This is a genomic window from Telluria sp. ZB2R32 (genome assembly GCF_059685715.1).
Genome location: NZ_JCASIG010000002.1, coordinates 505,293 through 523,674, shown reverse-complemented (window position 1 = coordinate 523,674; position 18,382 = coordinate 505,293). Strand labels below are relative to the sequence as shown.

Sequence of the window (18,382 nt, the reverse complement as noted above, 5' to 3'; positions counted from 1 at the left end):
CGCGTTCCACTCTTTGCAATTTCTCTATCGACGCATGTCCATCAAGTTCCTGGCCGCCGCCGCGGTCCTCATCGCTTGCTTCGGCAACGCCTGGGCGCAAGCCCCGATCGTCATCAAATTCAGCCACGTGGTCGCGCCCGAAACCCCCAAAGGGCAGGCGGCCGAACGTTTCAAACTGCTCGCCGAACAGTTCACGCGCGGACGCGTCAAAGTGGAAGTGTATCCGAACAGCCAGCTCTACAAGGACAAGGAAGAGCTCGAAGCCCTGCAGTTGGGCGCGGTGCAGATGCTGGCGCCTTCGCTGGCCAAGTTCGGTCCGCTCGGCGTGAAGGAATTCGAGGCCTTCGACCTGCCCTACATCTTCCCCTCGAAGGCGGCGCTGTACGCCGTCACCGAAGGCCCGATCGGGCGCGACCTGCTGCGTAAACTCCAGTCGAAAGGCATCACGGGTCTCGCCTACTGGGACAACGGCTTTAAAGTCATGTCGGCCAACCGTCCGCTGCACGTGCCGGCCGATTTCCGCGGCCTGCGCATGCGCATCCAGTCGTCGACCGTGCTCGACGCCCAGATGCGCGCGCTCGGCGCCCGGCCCCAGGTGATGGCGTTTTCGGAAGCTTACCAGGCGCTGGAAACGGGCGTGGTCGACGGCACCGAGAATCCGCCCTCGAACATGTACACCCAGCACATGCATGAAGTGCAAAAGTACCTCACGGTGTCGAACCACGGTTACCTGGGCTACGCCGTGATCGTCAACCGCAAGTTCTGGGATGGCTTGCCGGGCGACGTGCGCGCCGCGCTGGAACGGGCGATGCGCGACGCCACGGCCTTCGAGAAAACCATCGCCCAGCGCGACAACGACCGCGCCCTGGACGCGATCCGCAAGACCGGCAAGACCACGATTTACTACCTGACGCCGCAGGAACAGGCGCAATGGCGCGCGGCGCTGCTGCCGGTACACCGCCAGATGGAGCGCCGCATCGGCAAGGAATTAATCGATGCGATGACGCGCGAAGCGGCCCGCAAATAATGACGCACCAGTCAGTAAAAAGCCTTATGCGTCAATACGTTGTGGCGTCCAAACCTCGGCCGTGGGGGGAATTCAAAAACCGTATATAAAAAACTATTCTCTGTTGGACAGTTGCGTTATGATTGGGCGCTGCGGCACCAAAGCGGTGCAGGCAATCCGGACACACGTCTTGGGGAGGGCACAAAAATACGGTAGTCCATACCGGAGATCATGAGAGGAGACACACGTTCGACAGAAGCCGTTGGCATCGACCAAACGGCCGGAACGTGCCTGATGATTGAAGCGCACCTTTGGGTGCGCTTTTTTTTGTCCGGAATTTTAGGTTCACCCGCGGCAGTTCGTAGGGTGGGCACTTGTGCCCACGCGTTCGTGCCAATGCGTGCCGCAACGGTTCCAATTGGTACGCGTGCTTCCAGTTCGATGCAATGGCGCTTCTGCTCATCCGGTGAAACCGCGTGGGCACAAGTGCCCACCCTACGCCGCCAGCTCCTCGAGGGTGCGCGCATCCACCGGCCGGCTGAACAAATACCCCTGCCAGTGATCGCAGCCGATCCCCGCGAGGAAATTGCGCTGGGCTTCGGTCTCGACTCCTTCGGCGATGATGCTGAGGCCCAGCGATTTGCCGAGCGCGACCACGCTGCGTGCGATCGAGGCGTCGTTCGGGTCGACCAGCACGTCGCGCACGAAGCTCTGGTCGATCTTCAGCTGGTCGAGCGGCAGCCGCTTCAGGTAGCTCAGCGACGAGTAACCGGTGCCGAAATCGTCGAGCGAAAAACAGATGCCGTGTTCGCGCAGGGCCCGCATCTTGCCGATGGTTTCCTCGACGCCTTCGATCATCAGCGTCTCCGTCAGTTCCAGTTTCAGACGCGTCGGATTGGCGCCGCTGGCGCGCACGATGGCGAGCGTCTCTTCGACGAAGTCGGCCTCCAGGAACTGGCGCACGCTGACGTTCACCGCCAGCGTGAACTGCGCCGTCGCTGGCGTACCCGCCCACAGCGCCAGCTGTTCGCAGGCGGTGCGCAACACCCAGCGCCCGAGCGGCACGATCAGGCCGGACGCTTCGGCAATCGCGATGAAGCCGGCCGGTCCGACCAGGCCGCGCGTCGGATGCTGCCAGCGCACCAGCGCTTCGGCGCCGGTCATGATGCCGTCGCCATCGACCTGGCCCTGGTAGTGCAGCACGAACTGCGAATGCAGCAGCGCCGCGCGCAGTTCGGTTTCGATCTCGGTGCGGTAAGTCACCTCTTGTTCCATCGGCGGCTGGAAGAAGCGCAGCGTGTTGCGGCCTTGCCGCTTGGCTTCGTACATCGCCAGGTCGCCACGCCGCATCAGGTCGTCGAGTTCGTCCTTGCGGCCGGTGCACAGCGTGACGCCGATGCTGCAGCTGGCGTGGTGCACGGCGCCACCGACCTCGAACGGGTCGCGCAGGGCGGTCAGGATCTTGTCGCCGACGACTTCGGCGTGCTGCTGCGCCTCCGCTTCGTCGACGCCGCTCGATTCGAGCAGGATCACGAATTCGTCGCCGCCCAGGCGCGCCACGGTATCGACCTCGCGCGTGCAGGCCAGCAGGCGCGCCGCCACCTGCTGCAGCAATTCGTCGCCGACGGCGTGGCCGCGGCTGTCGTTGAGGTCCTTGAAGTTGTCCATGTCGAGGAAGAGCAGGGCGCCGGTGCGGCCGGTGCGTCCGTGCAGGCCGAGGCAGTGCGTGACCCGTTCGTACAACAGGCGCCGGTTCGGCAGTCCGGTCAGTGCGTCGTAATAGGCCAGCTGGACGATCTTCTCGTCGGCCTGCTTGCGCGCGCTGATGTCGGACTGGGTGCAGACGAAATTGGTCAGCACGCCGCTGGCATCGCGCACCGCGCTGACGGTCAGCCAGGCCGGATAGCGGCGGCCATCCTCGCGCTGCATCCAGACTTCGCCCTGCCAGGGCTGCTGTTCGCGCACGCGCTGCCACATCCGTTCGCGGCTGTCATCGCCCTCGGGTTCGAGCGAAAAATGCGGGAAGGGCGTGCCGGGCAAATCCTCGGCGCCTCGCCCGTAGAGTTCGCCCCATGCCTGGTTCGCCTCGATCATCACCGCGTCGGGTGTGAGCACGCACATCCCGGCGCCCGACTGGAACACGGTCGCGGCGATGCGCAGCGATTCCTCGGCCTGCTTGTGCGGCGTGATGTCGGTGGTGATGCCGCACAGCTGCGTGACGGCCTCGCCGTGCATGAGCGGGATCTTGGTGGTGATGTACACTTTGTCGAACAGGCGCTCCTCGGAGACGAAGCGCTGGTGGTCCTCGATCACGGCCAGGTCGCCGGCGCGCGTGACCTGCGCCTGCTCGGCGCCGAACAGGACGTCGTCGGTCTGGCCGACGATGGCCGACGCCGGGCGTTTGAGCAGGCGGCACATGGCGCCGTTGACGTACCGGTAGCGCGACTGCGCATCCTTGATGTAGATGAGGCTATCGACGCTGTCGAGGATGGTCGCCAGTTTGCGCTCGTTGTCGCGCAATTCGCGCGTGCGCACCGCCACCTCGGTGCGCAGCCAGCTGGCCACCGCCAGCGCCGAGAGCAGCAGGCCGACCGTGGCCGCCAGCGCCCATAGCAGCGAGTTCGGCACGGAAGTGGCCGGGCCGGCGGCCTGCCAGCGCCGCAGCGTGTTGAAATACACCGAGTTCGGATCGTCGCGCCAGCTGGCCAGGTGGCGGTCGATGGCGTCGAGCGCCGCCTGCCGGCGCCCCGGCATGGCGGCGTAGTGCAGGCGCGCCGGGTTGAACACGACCGGCGTCGCCTCGAGCCCGTGCCTGCCGGCGGCGGCGTCGCCAAAATAATGGCTGGCCGCCACGGCATCGGCCTGGCCGGCGGCGACCAGGGCGAACGCACGTTCGAGCGAGGCAGCCGGCACCAGCACCGCGCCGTAGCCGGCCAGCGCGTTCGGCAGCGTGAGCGCCTGGATCGAGCTGGCCAGCACGGCGATGCGGCGGCCCTTCAGGTCGAGCAGGGAACGGATCTTGTTGCCGCGCTGCGCATAGATCTGCGACCAGCTGTGCAGCGCCGGCACCTGGTGGAATGCGTAGCTGCGCGCACGTTCTTCGGACCAGGCCATGTCCGGCAGCAGGTCGATGCGGCCGGCCTCCAGGGCCGACAGGCAGGCCTGCCATTCGCAGGCCACGAATTCGAGCGCCCAGTGCTCGGCGCTGGCGATCTCCTGCAGCAGTTCGACCAGGATGCCGGAGGCATTGCCGTCCGCATCGATGAACAGTTTCGGTGCATTCGGATAGACGCCGACGCGCAGGGACGCCGCCGACGCGAGCGCTGGCCCCTCCGTTAATGCGCCCTGCGATACGGACTCCGCCCTGGCCAGACAGCCAAGGAGGAGCAGTAGAGCCAGGATGCGTTTCGCGGGCGGCATGGGAATCCTCTGACGTATGGAATCAGCATAATCTTTTTCGGCTGAGTCAGCCGCACGCACAAGCTATTGCTCAGGCGAAAAAGGGGTGGTGGCCGCGCGATCCGAGGAGTAAACTGCCGTTATGACTACACAACCAGGCAGCGAGCTGTTTTCCGCCATCGTGGCGGCCCCGTTCGGCGCGATCGGCATTCGCACCGAAGGCGGACGGGTGCGCGAGCTCGTCTATCTGCAGCCGCGCTTCGACGCGAAAGACGCGCAGGACCCGGTCGCCGACACTGCCGCGCGCCAGGTCGAGCGTTACCTGGCCGATCCCGATTTCACGTTCGACCTGCCCCTGTTCGAGGCCGGCAGCGCTTTCCAGAAGCGTGTCTGGGACGCGATCAGCGCAATCCCGCGCGGCACCGTCAAGACCTACGGCCGGATTGCGAAAGACATCGGCTCGGCGCCGCGCGCCGTCGGCCAGGCGTGCGGCGCCAACTGGTTCCCGCTCGTCATTCCCTGCCACCGCGTGACCGCCGCCGGCGGCCTCGGCGGCTTTGCCAGCCATGACGACGAGAACGGTTTTCATTTGTCCGTCAAGCGCTGGCTGCTGCGTCACGAAGGCGCCACCGCATCTCCATGGCAGCAGCAGGCGATCTGGGACTGATCGACGAGTTCTGCGACACGCTCTGGCTCGAGCAGGGCCTGGCGAAGAACTCGCTCGACGCCTACCGGCGCGACATGCGCATGTTCCTGGCATGGCTGGACGCCAAGCGGCCCGGCCGTGGCCTGCTCGGCGCCGGGCCGGAAGACCTGGCCGGCTATTTCGCCGAGCGCCATCCCGACACCAAACCGAGCACGGCCAACCGGCGCCTGTCGGTCTTGAAGCGGTTTTATGCGCTGGCGCTGCGCCAGGGGCGCGTCAATAGCGACCCCTGCCTGAAAATGGCCACCGCGCGCCAGCCGACGCGTTTCGTCCACACGCTCAGCGAGGCGCAGGTCGAGGCCTTGCTGGCGGCGCCGGACGTAGCGACGCCGCTCGGCCTGCGCGAACGCACGATGCTCGAACTGATGTATGCGAGCGGTCTGCGCGTGTCGGAACTGGTGGCGCTGAAAATTGTCGAACTCAGCTTGAACGACGGCGTGTTGCGCATCACCGGCAAGGGCGCCAAGACGCGCCTGGTGCCCTTTGGCGGCGAGGCGCGCGCCTGGCTCGAGCGCTATCTGCAAGATGCGCGCGGCATCATCCTGAACGGGCAGGTCGACGACGCCCTGTTCGTCACCGGCCGCGGCGGGGCGATGACGCGCCAGATGTTCTGGGTCGTCATCAAGAAGCATGCGCTCAAGGCAGGCATCCGCGCGCCGCTGTCGCCGCATACGCTGCGCCATGCATTTGCGACGCATTTGTTGAACCATGGTGCTGACTTGCGCGTGGTGCAATTGTTGCTGGGACACTCGGACATTTCCACCACACAGATCTATACCCATGTTGCGCGCGAACGGTTGAAGCACCTGCATGCACAGCACCACCCACGTGGTTAATTCAAATCCTGAAAGCTTAACTGGCGCATAATAGTTGCGCACTAATTCAACCAAGCATATGAGGTGATCATGGCCAAAACTAACTTCAGTTACGAGAAGCGGCAGCGGGAACTGGAAAAGAAACGCAAGGCGGAAGAAAAAGCCAAACGTAAAGCGGAAGCAAAGGCCAATCCGAATGGGGAGGCAAGTGCGGTGACGGAGGAAGGGGCGGACGAGGCCGAAGCCGATGCTGCAATGAATGTGGATGCGCAGGAAACGCAGACGCCGTAATGAACTTGTAGGGTGGGCACTTGTGCCCACGCGTCACGCGGCCGATGATTCTTCGTACTGCATGACACGTCGTTGACGGTCGCAATTCCATTTTTTTCCAATACAACGACGCGCCGCATGTTGGCTTCGAACGAAGCTAACACTGCGGCGCGTTCACGCGTGGGCTCGGGGAGCCCACCCTACGGTGCACTCCCGCCACGGACTGCCGTTATGCAGATTCCTTCACAACGACCGGCATTACGTCGACGATTTCCTCATGTCCCTTGGCAAACCACTTGCGCGCACGCTTGCCGATATTGTCGAGATAACTGTACGCCACCGGCACCACGACTAAGGTCAGCAGCGTCGACGTGATCACCCCGCCGATTACCGCACGGCCCATCGGCGCTTGCGTTTCTCCACCGTCGCCGGCGCCGATCGCCATCGGCAGCATGCCGAAGATCATCGCCAGCGTCGTCATCAGGATCGGGCGCAGGCGCACTTGCCCCGCTTCCAGGATCGCCGCAAATTGCGCCCGGCCTTCGCGCTGGCCGTGGTTGGCGAAGTCGACCAGCAGGATCGCGTTCTTGGTCACCAGCCCCATCAGCATGACCACGCCGATCACCGAGAAGATGTTCAGGGTGCTGCCCGTCGCCAGCAGCGCCAGCAGCACGCCGATGAGCGACATCGGCAGCGACATCATGATCGCGATCGGCTGCAGGAAGCTGCCGAACTGCGAGGCCAGCACCAGGTAGATGAAGATGATCGCAATCGCGATCGCCGACACGAAGTTGGCCATGGTCTCGGCCATCTGCTCGGCATCGCCGCCGACGTCGAAGCGCACGCCTTCCGGCAGTTCGATCGCGTCCATCGCCTTCTTGATGTCGGCGTTGACGTCGCCCGAGGGCCGGCCTTCGATGCCGGCGTAGATCGCCACCCGCCGTTCCAGCGCCTGGCGCTTCAGCACTTGCGGGCTGAACGAAGGCACGAACTCGACCACCTGGCGCAGCGACACCATGATCGGATTGCCGGCGGCGTCCATGCGCGAGGAGGCCAGCGACAGGTCGGCCAGGTCGGCCACCTTCTGGCGGCCGCTCCTCGGCAGCTGCACGTTGACCTCGTAGTTCTGGCCGTCCGGCGCCAGCCACTGGCTGATCTGGTCGCCGCCGACGAAAGGCCGCAGCGCCGCGCCCACCTGCGCCACCGACAGGCCCAGGTCGCTGGCCAGTTCGTTGTTGATCTTGATGACGGTGGCGGGATTCGCCCCTTCCTGGCTGTACTCGAGGTCGACCACGCCCTTGATGGCGCGCATCTTGTCCATCAACTTGTGCGCGGCGGCGTCGAGTTTGGCTTCGTCGCGCCCGAGGATCGCGATAAACACCGGCTTGTTCCCGACCGACATGGTGATGCCGGCGATCGACGACAGGCGCTCGCGGATCACGCCTTCCATCTCTTCCTGGGAGCGCCGTTTGGTCTTGCGCACGTCGGTCAGTTTTAAAATCACCTGGGCGCTGTTGTGGCCTTCGTAGACGCCGATGGCGCTGCTGACCGCTTCGATCTCGGGATAAGGGCGCAGCGCATCCTCGACCTGCTTCACTTTACCGTCGGTGTAGGCCAGGCTCGATCCCACCGGCGTCTTGAAGCGCATCTCGATGAAGCCATTGTCGGTTTTCGGCGCGAACTCGCCGCCGATCAGCGGGATCAGGAACAGGCTGCCGACGAAGATGCCGAGCGCCAGCGCCAGCGTCGACTTCCGCCAGCGCAGGGCCAGCGCCAGCACGCGGCCGTAGATGCCGTGCACGTGCTCGATGCCGACCTCGATGCGCGCCATGGCGCGTCCCAGCCAGGGCACGTATTTGAAGCGGTCCTTCACCGGGTCCGGCCACACCGACGACAGCATCGGATCGAGCGTGAAGGAGACGAACAGCGACACCAGCACGGCCACCGCCACGGTGACGCCGAACTGCAGGAAGAAGCGCCCGATGATGCCGTCCATGAAGGCGATCGGCACGAACACGGCGACAATCGCAAAGGTCGTCGCCATCACGGCCAGGCCGATCTCGTTGGTGCCTTCTTCGGCCGCGCGCAGGTGGCTCTTGCCCATGCCGAGGTGGCGCACGATGTTTTCGCGCACCACGATCGCATCGTCGATCAACAGGCCAATGCACAGCGACAGCGCCATCAGCGTCAGGAAGTTCAGGGTAAAGCCGAAGTAGCGCATCGCGATGAACGACGCCAGCACCGAGATCGGCAGCGTCAGGCCGGTGATCACCGTGCTGCGCCAGGAGTGCAGGAACAGGAACACGATCACCATGGTCAATATCGCGCCTTCGATGATGGTGCGCTTGACGTTGTCGAGCTGCTGCTGGACCGTGGTCGACTGGTCGTCCATCACGCGGAACTGGACGTCGGCCGGCATCGTCTTCCTCATCTGCTCGACCATCTTCATGATGCCGGTGCCGACCTGCACCGTGTTCGCATCCTGCACCTTGGTGATGTCGAGCGAGATGGCGCGCACGCCGTTGACGCGCGAGATCGACGTCTCTTCGCGCTCGCCATCGACGACGTCGGCCACCTGCGACAGGTAGACCGGGCCGCTGGCGCGGCGCGCGACGATGATGTTTTTAAACTCGCGCGCTTCGCGCATCTTGCCCTCGACCCGCACCAGGCGCTCGGCCGCGCCGTATTGCAGGTTGCCGGCCGGGAGATTGGCGTTCGTCGCCTGGATCGCGCGCAGCACTTCGTCGATGCCGATGTTCTGGCTGCGCAGCTGTTCGGGTTTCACGTGCACCAGGATCTGGCGCCGCGCCACGCCGCCAGTGCGCACTTCACCGACGCCGGCCACGCTTTGCAGGCGCTTCACGATCACCTGTTCCGCCAGCGTGGAGAGGGCGCGCATGTCGCGCTCGTTCGAGGTCACCGACAGGCGCACGATCGGCTGCTGGTTCTCGCCGTCGGCGCGGATGACGAACGGTTCCTTGACCTCTTTCGGGAAGCCGGGACGCACGCGCGCCACCTTGTCGCGCAAATCCTGCATCGCCTTGTCCATGTTGGTGGCGATGTGGAATTCGATCGAGACGCCGCTGCGGCCTTCCCATGAATTGCTGCGGATGTTCTTGATGCCGCTGACGGTATTGATGGTTTCTTCCATCGGCCGCGTGACGTCGTTCTCGACCTGCTCCGGCGAGGCGCCCGGATACTGGGTCTCGACCCAGGCATAGGGAATGTCGACGTTGGGCATGCTTTCCACGCCGAGCGAGCGGTACGAGAACAGGCCGAGCACCATCAGGCCGACCATGACCATGGTGGCGAAGACCGGATGGCGGATGCTGACTTTGGTGATCCACATGGCGTCAGTCCTTCTTCGCCAGGGTGACGGCCGACGGTGCCGCCTTTGCCGCCGCTGCCAACTTGACCGCGCTGCCCGGCTTGACGCCGTCGAGCGGCACCGCCAGCAGCACCGCACCTGCTTCCACGCCGCCGGTGACTTCGGCGAGCCCCTCGTCCTCGCTCTTCATGCCCAGCTGGACCGGCTGCGCCACCACCTTGCCGCCGTTGACCCGGTACACCACGTCGCGCGCGCCATCCTTGCGCAGTGCCGCCAGCGGCACGATCGGACGCGCGGCCGACTTGTCGGTCGTGATTTCGCCCTTGGCGAACATGCCGGCGCGCAGCAGGCCGTCGTCGTTGGCGACGCTGATATACACCAGCATCGCGCGCGAGCCGGCCTCGGTGGCCGGATTGATGCGCGCGACCTTGCCGGTGAATGCGCGGCCGTCGAAGCCGTCGACCTTGAAACGCACCTCCTGGCCGACCTGCACGCGCGGGATGTCGGACGCCGGCACCTGGGCGTCGAGCGTCAGGTGCTGCAGGTCGACGATCGCCATCACCGGGCTGTCCGGCGACAGCTTTTCGCCGGCCTGCACGAAGCGCTTGCTGACCACGCCGGACAGCGGCGCGCGGATCGTCGTGTCGTTCAGCGCGATGCGCGCCAGGTCGAGTTGCGCGCGCGCCGCGTCGACCGCCGCCTGCGCCAGCTCGACGCTGTTGCGGGTGGTGTCGAACGAACTTTGCGAGATGTAGTTCTGTTTGAGCAGGGCCTGGCTGTTGGCCTCGTTCTTGTTCGCCAGCGCCAGCCGTGCAGTCGCTTCCTTGAGCATGGCCGCCTGCTGCGCCACGCGGGCGCGCGCATCGGCGTCGTCCAGGCGCGCGATGACCTGGCCTGCGCTCACGTTCATGCCCTCGCGCACGGTCGTGTTCAGCACCACCCCTGACACCTTCGATTTGACGGTGGCTTGCGCCAGCGGCGCAAGCGAACCCGACAGCGGCAGGCGCAGTGCCAGTTCGCGCGACTCGACCGTGACGACGTCGTTCTGCGCCAGTTCGAAGACGGTGGGTTTGTCGGCCTTTTTCTCCGCGCTTGCCGCGGGTGGCGCTGACTTGCCCTCGGCATTGCTCTGATACGCGAACCAGCCGCCGGCCGCGAGCGCCGCCACGACCAGCGCGATGGCCGGCTTGCGCCAGCGGCGCCGGGTGGTGGTGGAAGGAGGGCTGGACGTGAGCGGCAAGGTTTCGATTTTCATGGCGGCCGTTGTTCGAATTGTTAAGAGCACGAGGAGAGCGGAATAGGGAGCGCGCGTGCTCCACCTTGTGTGAGGCGAAGCTCCGTGCGCATGGTGGGACTATAGAAATTGACAAGACCAGACACCATCGAAATGCGACAAGCAGGGGTTTTTGGACGCTGAAGTGCAGAAAAGACGGACGGAGCGCGGTGGCGCTGGCGCGCATGTATGCAGGCGCCATATCTTTGCGTGCGCACAAACGGAATGGGGGCGGCGGCATCAAGAATGGTTCGCTTGGAGGCAGCCGCCGCCGTCTCGTTACATTAAAGAAAAGGATTGCTTCGTGAGCAGCGAATTGCCCGAGCCGCCCCCGTCCGCCCCCTCTGGCGGGCCGGCGCGCGAAGCGCTGGACTGGCTGTACCGCTTCGTCGCGGCGATCGAACTGAGCCCGTCGGTGGCCGTGCACAGCCAGGACCGCCAGGGCGTGGTGCGCTTCTGGAACCGCGCCTGCGCCGAGCTCACCGGCATCTCCGCCGACGAAGCCGTTGGCCAGCCCTTCGCCAAGCTGGTTCGGCACCTGGGCAAGCAGGAGGAATTCGACGCCACCATTGCCTCTGTCTGGCGCACCGGCGCGGCGGTCAAGGCGCGCGAATGGCATGTCGAGCTGCGCGACGGGCGGCGCCTGTGGCTGCATTCGAGCCATTTCCCGATTCCCGAAGACGGGACCACACGCCAGGTGTTTTGCATGGAAGTCGACGTCACCGCGCGCAAGGAACTCGAAGATTCGCTGCGCCGCGCCAGCCAGGTATTCGACCATGCGCGCGACGCCATCCTGCTGGTTGACCGCGAGCACCGCGTGCTGGCCGCCAACCGCGCCTATGCCGAACTGACCGGCTATGCGGTCGAGGAAGTGGTGGGGGCTGAACTGCCGAGCCTGCAGCTGGGCGTGCAGGACCGTGCCTTCTACGACCGGCTGCGCGACCAGCTCGACGGCCACCAGCACTGGGAAGGAGAACTATGGGGCGTACGCCGCGACGGCAGCACGCTCCCGATCCGCGCGGCGCTGTCGCCGATCACCGACGCCGGCGGCGCCGTCACCAGCTACATGGTGATGCTGACCGACATCAGCGAACGCCGCCGCGCGGTCGAGCAGGCGCGCCACCAGGACGAGCACGACGCCCTGACCGGGCTGCCGAACCGGATCCTGTTCATGGACCGCCTCGGGCAAGCCCTGGCCGCGGTCGCGCGCCAGCGCCGCCAGTTTGCCCTGATGTTCATCGACCTCGACCATTTCAAGGCGATCAACGACAGCCACGGCCACGAAGTCGGCGACAGCGTGCTGCAGGAAGTGGCCGACCGCCTGCGCCGCTGCGTGCGCCGGGTCGATACCGTCAGCCGGCTCGGCGGCGACGAATTCGTGGTGCTGCTGGCCGACATCGGCGGCGTCGACCAGGCCGCGCACGTGGCGGCCACCATCGTGCAATCGGTGGCGCGGCCGCTGGCGGCGCCGCCTGGCTCCGTCACGCTGTCGGTGTCGATCGGCATCGCCATCTGCCCGAGCGACGGCGACGACCCGAAAACCTTGCTGCGCCATGCCGACGTGGCGATGTACCATGCCAAGGAGAGTGGCCGCAGCGCCTTTCACTTCTTCAGCCCCGAAATGAACTCGCGCGTGCTCGAGCGCGTGCAGACCGAAAACCGCCTGCGCCGGGCCCTGGAAAACGGCGAGTTCGAGCTCGAATACCAGCCCGAAATCGATATCGGCAGCGGCCGCACGGTCGGCTTCGAAGCGCTGATCCGCTGGCGCGATCCCGAGCGCGGACTATTGCATCCGGACGCGTTTATCCGCGCCGCCGAAGCGTCCGGGCTGATCGTGCCGATCGGCCAATGGGTGCTGCAGGAAGCCTGCCGCCAGGGACGGCGCTGGCACGATGCCGGCTTTCCGGTGGTGGTAGCGGTGAATCTGTCGAATGTCCAGTTCGTTCACGACGACTTGCTGCGGTACGTCGACGAAGCGTTGGGGGCGTCCGGCCTGGCGCCCGAATTCCTCGACCTGGAAATCACCGAGCAATCGATCATGAACGGCGAGGCCGCCACGCTGGCCACCGTCAACACCTTGCGCGCACGCGGCGTGCAGTTGACCGTCGACGACTTCGGCACCGGATTTTCCAGCCTGTCGAGCCTGCGCCGCTTTCCGCTGTCGAAACTCAAGATCGACCGCAGCTTCATCGACGACATCGTCAACGCACCCGAGGGCGCCGCCATGATCCCGGCCATCATCGCGCTGGCGCGCAGCCTCAAGTTGAAAGTGATCGCGGAAGGAGTGGAGACGGCCGCGCAGCTGGACTACCTGCAGCGCCATGGCTGCGACGAATACCAGGGGTTTTATGCATGCACGGGGGAGGGCGCAGCGTCACCAGGAGCGCCGCCAGCAGCGCCGCCTATACGCCCGCCTCCATGAGGCCGTGTCCCTCGTCATACAGGCGGATGCGCGCCAGCACCTGGCCATGGTCGGACGCGTGCGGCAGCGCCAGGTCGAGGTGGTCGTTCAGGTAGATCACGTCGACCACTTCGCCGATGGCGTTCGGCAGGGCGCCGTTGAATTCTTCCGACACCAGGATGTGGTCGATCGTCGAATAATGGCCCTCGTGCACGCTCGAAAAGCCGAGGTGGTGCGCGTGGTCGGCGCGCCTCTGCACCTGGCTGGCGTCGTACAGGCGGTCGCCCAGCGGCGTGCCGGCGCCGAGCACGATGCTGGTGGTCACCGAGTCGGCCACGTCGTTGAAGTCGCCCAGCAGCACGCGCGGACGGCGGTGAGCACGGCCCATTTCGGTCATCAGCACGCGCAGCGCGGCCGCTTCGGTGCCGCGCCGGATCAGCGAGCGCAGGCAGGCCAGCGCGTACAGGGCCGGGTCTTCGCCGGTGTCGCCGCTGCGGTAATCCGGACGGCGCGACTTCAAATGCACCACCACCACGTCGACCAGCACGTCGGGCGAGACGGTCACCACCGCGTGCAGCGGCGCCCGCGTAAAGCGCGCGGCGTCGCGGCTGCCGCTCGGCAGTTCGATACCGCGCGGGAATTCGACCATCTGCTGCGCCGGGCCGGACAACGGCAGGCGCGACACCAGCGCCACGCTCGGCGTCAGGCGCAGCGCGCCCGGGTCGGGATCGAAGCCGAGGTGAAAGGCTTCACGGTAACGCCTGGTACGCGCCAGCACTTCCTTCAGCGTCGCCTGCGAAAAGATTTCCTGGAAGCCGATGACGTCGGCATCGAGCAAGTCGATCTGGTGCGCGGTCCAGTCCAGTTTGGCTTCGTATTCGGCCTGCGTGGTCGGCAGCAGGTTGTCGTACAGCTTCACACCCGGCGGCGCCAGGTTGCATACGTTAAAGGTGGCAAAGCGTATTTCTTGCTGCATAATAGAAACCCTTTATTCCAGTGTTTAGCGTATCACGCATGGCCAAGAAAGAGCACGTGTCCGAGACACCCGCCACCGGGTTCCTGCGCAAGCATGCGGTGAGTTTCACCGAGCATCCCTACGCCTACGAAGACCATGGCGGCACCGCGGTGTCGTCCAGCGCCCTCGGCGTGCCCGAGCACGACGTCGTCAAGACGCTGGTGATGCAGGACGAGGCGGCGCGTCCGCTCATCGTGCTGATGCATGGCGACTGCAAGGTATCCACCAAGAACCTGGCGCGTGCGATCGGCTGCAAATCGGTCGAACCGTGCAAGCCCGAGGTGGCGCAGCGCCACTCGGGCTACCTGATCGGCGGCACCTCTCCCTTCGGAACGCGCAAGGCGATGCCGGTGTACGTCGAGGAGAGCATCCTGGCGCTGGAAAAAATCTATATCAACGGCGGCCGCCGCGGCTACCTGGTCGGCATCGCCCCTGGGGTGCTGGTCGACGTGCTCGGCGCCAAAGCGGTGCAGTGCGCGCTGGCTGACTGACTATCGTTGTATGGCGCGCTAGTGTATATTCACGAGCCCGCCAGAGGGTCATAACAGAGAGACAACATCATGAACACCCTGATTGCCACCATCGCCGCCTATCTGATCGGCTCGATTTCGTTTGCCGTCGTGATGAGCCGCGTGTTCGGCCTGTCCGACCCGCGCACCTACGGCTCGAAAAACCCGGGCGCGACCAATGTGCTGCGCAGCGGCAGCAAGAAAGCGGCAATCGCCACCCTGATCGGCGACGGCGCCAAGGGCTGGCTGGCCGTGTTCCTGGCGATCCAGCTCGGTCCGGATTACGGTCTCGACGACGCCGGCATCGCCCTGGTCGCGATTGCCGTCTTCCTCGGCCACCTGTTCCCGATTTTCTTCCGTTTTGTTGGCGGCAAGGGCGTCGCCACCGCGCTCGGCGTGCTGCTCGGCCTGAACGTCTGGCTCGGCCTGGCCACCCTGGTGACCTGGCTGGTGGTGGCCTACGCCTTCCGCTACTCGTCGCTGGCCGCGCTGATCGCCGCCGTGTTCGCCCCGTTCTACTACGGCCTGCTGTTCGGCGTGAACGAAATCCTGTTCGCGGTCGTCGCCATGAGTTCGCTCCTGCTGTGGCGCCACAGCAGCAACATCGGCAACCTTATCGCCGGCAAGGAATCGCGCATCGGCAGCAAGGCCGCCGGCGCCAGGAAGAAGTAAGGCTGTTGATTCCCTCACAACCATCCCCATATCGTGGCAAAGCCGGCGCACTCTGCGCCGGCGCCCAATCAGGAAGGCGGTACAACGTGAGCAAGCAAGTGAGGATTGATTTCGTGTCGGACGTGTCGTGCCCCTGGTGCGCGATCGGCCTCAAGTCACTCGAACAGGCACTCGAAAAAGTCGCCCCCGACGTCACCGCCGAGCTGCACTTCCAGCCCTTCGAACTCAATCCCGACATGGGTCCCGAAGGCCAGGACATCGTCGAACACATCACCGAAAAATACGGCGCCCCGCTCGAGCAGCAAATCCAGTCGCGCGAACAGATCCGCCAGCGCGGCGAAGCGGTCGGCTTTACGTTCGACATGGCGCGCCGCGGCCGCATCTACAATACCTTCGACGCCCACCGCCTGCTGCACTGGGCCGAAGAGCAGGGCCGCCAGCATGCATTGAAGCTGGCGCTGTTCGAAGCCTATTTCACCCACTGCGAAGACCCGAGCTCGCGCGAACTGCTCGTGCGCGTGGCCGGCCAGGTCGGTCTCGACACCACCGAGGCGCAGCGCATCCTCGACAGCGGCGAGTATGCCGACGAAGTGCGCGAGACCGAACTGTTCTTCCAGCGCGCCGGCATCCGCTCGGTGCCTGCGATCGTCATCAACCAGCGCCACCTGATCTCCGGCGGCCAGCCGCCGGAAGTGTTCGAACGCGCGCTGCGCGAGATCGCGGCGCAGGCCGATGCGCCGTTGATTTGATTGGTGGGTGGGGTGTGTAGGGTGGGCGCCCCGTGCCCACGCGTGAAGTGCGCACCGTGTTGGCAGGGTTGGAAAACCGGGCCAACACCATGCAAGCGTTACGCGTGGGCACGGGGCGCCCACCCTACGTCCTGCTGCACACACCATATGTCCGGTGCGCGAATCACGCCCCTGGAATCAATTCCAGCACCACCGGCTGGTGATCCGACACCGCCGTCTCCGACTGCACCTCGACCGAGACCACGCGCCGCACCAGGTCTTCGGTCACGAAGAAATAATCGTAGCAGTCGGGCTTTTCCGGCCACGGGTAGCCGTGCAGGCCGGTCGTCGGCGCGTGGGCCTGGCCGGCGTGCTGGGCGGCCCAGGCGTCGACCAGCGTCGATGCGCCGTCGAGGCCGGGCGCGAGCAGGGCCTGGTAGTCGGCGGCGCCGGGCGCCATGTTGAAGTCGCCGCAGTAGACGGCGCCGGCCGGACGTTCGCCCAGCTGGTAGGGCGCGTCCATTTCCGGATGCGGCGCGAAGATGCGCGCGCGGGCGCAGGCGTGCGCGTGCAGTTCGCGCAGGCGCTGCACCTGGGCCAGGCGCTGCAGCGGCGAATGGTATTCGAGGTGGGTGGTGACCAGGCGCAGCTTCGAGCCCGGCGTGTCGAGCACGACTTCGATGGCGCCGCGCGGCATGCCGGGCAGGTTGTCCGGATCGGCCGGCCAGGGCAGGAGGTGGCGGTGCGCCTGGGTGACGCGGTACTTCGAGAGGATCAGGTTGCCGAACAGGCGGGGGACGTTGTTGCGGTAGATCTCACTGGGCGCGTACTCGATCGCGTGGAAGCCGCCAAAGGCGCCGGCCAGTTGCTTGAACTGGTTGGCGGTGGCGCTGCCTTCGAGTTCCGGGTGGTTGGCAGCGACTTCCTGGAGGCAGATGATGTCTGGATTGAGCTTGCGCAGCACATCGATGATCGCGTGAATACGGATGCGCCCGTCCTTCCCGCAACCCCAGTGAATGTTCCAACTTACAACGCGCATGTAGTGCCTCCCAAAACTGAACCGCCAGAGTTTGCCACCGTTTGGGACAGGGCGGTCACACGTTAGGATCGATGCGGGCGGTGCAAGTTCATCGAAGCATCATGCGGCTTCGAGCTCGTCCAGTGGCCAGCGTGGCCGCACATTGAAGGCATAATCGCGCGTCGCCAGGGCAGGATTTCTCTCCAGGCGCAGCGCGCCGGCAAAGGCGATCATCGCGCCGTTATCGGTGCAGAATTCGAGCTCCGGATAAAACACGCGGAACTTGCGCTTCTCGGCAGCGGCATTCAGCGAGGCGCGCAGCTGCGCATTGGCGCCGACGCCGCCGGCGATCACCAGCCGTTTCAAACCCGAGTGGCGCAGCGCGTTCACGCATTTCGCGGTCAGGACGTCGACGATCGCGTCGACGAAGCCGCGCGCGATGTTCGCCTTGTCCTGCTCGCAGATGTTGGCGATCACCTTCTCTTCGTGGTTCTTCACCACCGTCAGCACGGCCGTTTTCAGGCCCGAGAAGCTGAAGTTGAAATCCTTCGAGTGCAGCATCGGGCGCGGCAGCGTGTAGGCACTCGGGTCGCCGAATTCGGCCAGCCGCGAAATCGCCGGTCCGCCCGGATAACCGAGGCCGAGCAGCTTGGCCGATTTGTCAAAGGCTTCGCCGGCGGCGTCGTCCAGCGTTTCGCCGAGCAGCGTGTAACGGCCGACGCCGTCGACGCGCATCAGCTGCGTGTGCCCGCCCGAGACCAGCAGGGCGATGAAGGGAAAGGCCGGACGGTCCGTCGCCAGCAGCGGCGACAGCAGGTGGCCCTCGAGGTGGTGCACGCCCAGCACCGGCTTGTCGAGCGCGAGCGCCAGGCTGCAGGCGACCGAGGAGCCCACCAGCAGCGCGCCGGCCAGGCCCGGGCCCTGGGTGTAGGCGATGGCGTCGATGTCGTCCTTGGCGATGCCGGCGTCATGCAAGGTCTGTTCGAGCAGGGGCAGGGCGCGCCGGATATGGTCGCGCGAGGCCAGTTCCGGCACCACCCCGCCGTACTCCTCGTGCATGGCGACCTGCGAATGCAGGGCATGGGACAGCAGCCCGCGCTGGGTATCGTACAGAGCCAGGCCGGTTTCATCGCAGGAGGATTCGACGCCGAGAACAATCATGGGAAAAGCCGGAAGGGAAAAGCGGAAGGTGGCATTGTAAAGCAGACGGCCGGCAGATGCCGGCCGCCAGGTCGTTTGATC

Annotated in this window: 14 protein-coding genes; 8 read left to right on the top strand and 6 right to left on the bottom strand. The window is 65.4% G+C overall.

All coding sequences use genetic code 11. The features are described from left to right. Window positions 1–34: 34 nt before the first annotated feature. Window positions 35–1,027, top strand: coding sequence for a TRAP transporter substrate-binding protein (locus tag AC56LG_RS07265; protein ID WP_497165438.1), 993 nt, complete (start codon window positions 35–37; stop codon window positions 1,025–1,027). A 474-nt stretch (window positions 1,028–1,501) separates the two neighbouring features. Here the strand turns inward: AC56LG_RS07265 and AC56LG_RS07260 are convergent, their stop codons facing one another. After that, window positions 1,502–4,426 (bottom strand): EAL domain-containing protein, encoded by a 2,925-nt coding sequence (locus tag AC56LG_RS07260; RefSeq protein WP_497165437.1) that lies wholly within the window; start codon window positions 4,424–4,426, stop codon window positions 1,502–1,504. Between the two features lie 121 nt (window positions 4,427–4,547). On the opposite strand from AC56LG_RS07260, the gene AC56LG_RS07255 reads away from it, so the two are divergent. The 3 genes from AC56LG_RS07255 (at window position 4,548) to AC56LG_RS07245 (ending at window position 6,217) form a co-directional block, all read left to right on the top strand. Continuing rightward, window positions 4,548–5,072, top strand: coding sequence for a methylated-DNA--[protein]-cysteine S-methyltransferase (locus tag AC56LG_RS07255; RefSeq protein WP_497165436.1), 525 nt, complete (start codon window positions 4,548–4,550; stop codon window positions 5,070–5,072). Further along, window positions 5,045–5,947, top strand: a complete 903-nt coding sequence (gene xerD / locus AC56LG_RS07250) for a site-specific tyrosine recombinase XerD (RefSeq protein WP_497165435.1) — start codon at window positions 5,045–5,047, stop codon at window positions 5,945–5,947. Before AC56LG_RS07255 ends, xerD begins: the two co-directional genes overlap by 28 nt. Before the next feature lie 69 nt (window positions 5,948–6,016). Continuing rightward, complete coding sequence (locus AC56LG_RS07245) at window positions 6,017–6,217, top strand: hypothetical protein (RefSeq protein ID WP_497165434.1); 201 nt, start codon at window positions 6,017–6,019, stop codon at window positions 6,215–6,217. Window positions 6,218–6,425: 208 nt separating this feature from the next. On the opposite strand, the gene AC56LG_RS07240 is transcribed toward AC56LG_RS07245, so the two are convergent. Next, window positions 6,426–9,545, bottom strand: coding sequence for an efflux RND transporter permease subunit (locus AC56LG_RS07240; protein ID WP_497165433.1), 3,120 nt, complete (start codon window positions 9,543–9,545; stop codon window positions 6,426–6,428). Window positions 9,546–9,549: 4 nt separating this feature from the next. Further along, window positions 9,550–10,779, bottom strand: a complete 1,230-nt coding sequence (locus AC56LG_RS07235) for an efflux RND transporter periplasmic adaptor subunit (protein ID WP_497165432.1) — start codon at window positions 10,777–10,779, stop codon at window positions 9,550–9,552. A 322-nt stretch (window positions 10,780–11,101) separates the two neighbouring features. On the opposite strand from AC56LG_RS07235, the gene AC56LG_RS07230 reads away from it, so the two are divergent. After that, on the top strand, window positions 11,102–13,219 hold the full coding sequence (locus AC56LG_RS07230) for a putative bifunctional diguanylate cyclase/phosphodiesterase (RefSeq protein WP_497165431.1): 2,118 nt from the start codon (window positions 11,102–11,104) through the stop codon (window positions 13,217–13,219). Here AC56LG_RS07230 and AC56LG_RS07225 read toward each other — a convergent pair. After that, on the bottom strand, window positions 13,200–14,174 hold the full coding sequence (locus AC56LG_RS07225) for an endonuclease/exonuclease/phosphatase family protein (protein WP_497165430.1): 975 nt from the start codon (window positions 14,172–14,174) through the stop codon (window positions 13,200–13,202). The two genes, AC56LG_RS07230 and AC56LG_RS07225, sit on opposite strands and share 20 nt — an antisense overlap. Window positions 14,175–14,212: 38 nt before the next feature. Here AC56LG_RS07225 and AC56LG_RS07220 point away from each other — a divergent pair, with 38 nt between their 5' ends. From AC56LG_RS07220 to AC56LG_RS07210, 3 genes are all read left to right on the top strand, one after another. Continuing rightward, window positions 14,213–14,704 (top strand): aminoacyl-tRNA deacylase, encoded by a 492-nt coding sequence (locus AC56LG_RS07220; protein WP_497165429.1) that lies wholly within the window; start codon window positions 14,213–14,215, stop codon window positions 14,702–14,704. Window positions 14,705–14,773: 69 nt separating this feature from the next. Then, on the top strand, window positions 14,774–15,394 hold the full coding sequence (gene plsY, locus AC56LG_RS07215) for a glycerol-3-phosphate 1-O-acyltransferase PlsY (protein ID WP_497165428.1): 621 nt from the start codon (window positions 14,774–14,776) through the stop codon (window positions 15,392–15,394). 86 nt (window positions 15,395–15,480) lie between these two features. After that, on the top strand, window positions 15,481–16,143 hold the full coding sequence (locus tag AC56LG_RS07210; protein ID WP_497165427.1) for a DsbA family oxidoreductase: 663 nt from the start codon (window positions 15,481–15,483) through the stop codon (window positions 16,141–16,143). A 163-nt stretch (window positions 16,144–16,306) separates the two neighbouring features. Here AC56LG_RS07210 and AC56LG_RS07205 read toward each other — a convergent pair whose 3' ends face one another. Together AC56LG_RS07205 and tsaD are read right to left on the bottom strand one after the other, a co-directional pair. After that, a complete protein-coding gene (locus tag AC56LG_RS07205) occupies window positions 16,307–17,161 on the bottom strand; it encodes an endonuclease/exonuclease/phosphatase family protein (RefSeq protein WP_497165426.1) in 855 nt (284 codons plus the stop codon). A 99-nt stretch (window positions 17,162–17,260) separates the two neighbouring features. Further along, window positions 17,261–18,301 carry a tRNA (adenosine(37)-N6)-threonylcarbamoyltransferase complex transferase subunit TsaD gene (gene tsaD / locus AC56LG_RS07200; protein WP_497165425.1) on the bottom strand — a complete coding sequence of 347 codons (1,041 nt, stop codon included), beginning with the start codon at window positions 18,299–18,301 and terminating at the stop codon, window positions 17,261–17,263. Window positions 18,302–18,382: the final 81 nt, after the last annotated feature.

What these genes read in the sequence shown, in the direction of transcription:
- xerD (WP_497165435.1), top strand. Translation starts at nt 5,045, where the DNA reads ATGGCAGCAGCAGGCGATCTGGGACTGATCGACGAGTTCTGCGACACG.
- AC56LG_RS07225 (WP_497165430.1), bottom strand. Translation starts at nt 14,174, where the DNA reads ATGCAGCAAGAAATACGCTTTGCCACCTTTAACGTATGCAACCTGGCG.
- tsaD (WP_497165425.1), bottom strand. Translation starts at nt 18,301, where the DNA reads ATGATTGTTCTCGGCGTCGAATCCTCCTGCGATGAAACCGGCCTGGCT.
- AC56LG_RS07265 (WP_497165438.1), top strand. Translation starts at nt 35, where the DNA reads ATGTCCATCAAGTTCCTGGCCGCCGCCGCGGTCCTCATCGCTTGCTTC.
- AC56LG_RS07260 (WP_497165437.1), bottom strand. Translation starts at nt 4,426, where the DNA reads ATGCCGCCCGCGAAACGCATCCTGGCTCTACTGCTCCTCCTTGGCTGT.
- AC56LG_RS07235 (WP_497165432.1), bottom strand. Translation starts at nt 10,779, where the DNA reads ATGAAAATCGAAACCTTGCCGCTCACGTCCAGCCCTCCTTCCACCACC.
- plsY (WP_497165428.1), top strand. Translation starts at nt 14,774, where the DNA reads ATGAACACCCTGATTGCCACCATCGCCGCCTATCTGATCGGCTCGATT.
- AC56LG_RS07205 (WP_497165426.1), bottom strand. Translation starts at nt 17,161, where the DNA reads ATGCGCGTTGTAAGTTGGAACATTCACTGGGGTTGCGGGAAGGACGGG.
- AC56LG_RS07240 (WP_497165433.1), bottom strand. Translation starts at nt 9,545, where the DNA reads ATGTGGATCACCAAAGTCAGCATCCGCCATCCGGTCTTCGCCACCATG.
- AC56LG_RS07220 (WP_497165429.1), top strand. Translation starts at nt 14,213, where the DNA reads ATGGCCAAGAAAGAGCACGTGTCCGAGACACCCGCCACCGGGTTCCTG.
- AC56LG_RS07255 (WP_497165436.1), top strand. Translation starts at nt 4,548, where the DNA reads ATGACTACACAACCAGGCAGCGAGCTGTTTTCCGCCATCGTGGCGGCC.
- AC56LG_RS07245 (WP_497165434.1), top strand. Translation starts at nt 6,017, where the DNA reads ATGGCCAAAACTAACTTCAGTTACGAGAAGCGGCAGCGGGAACTGGAA.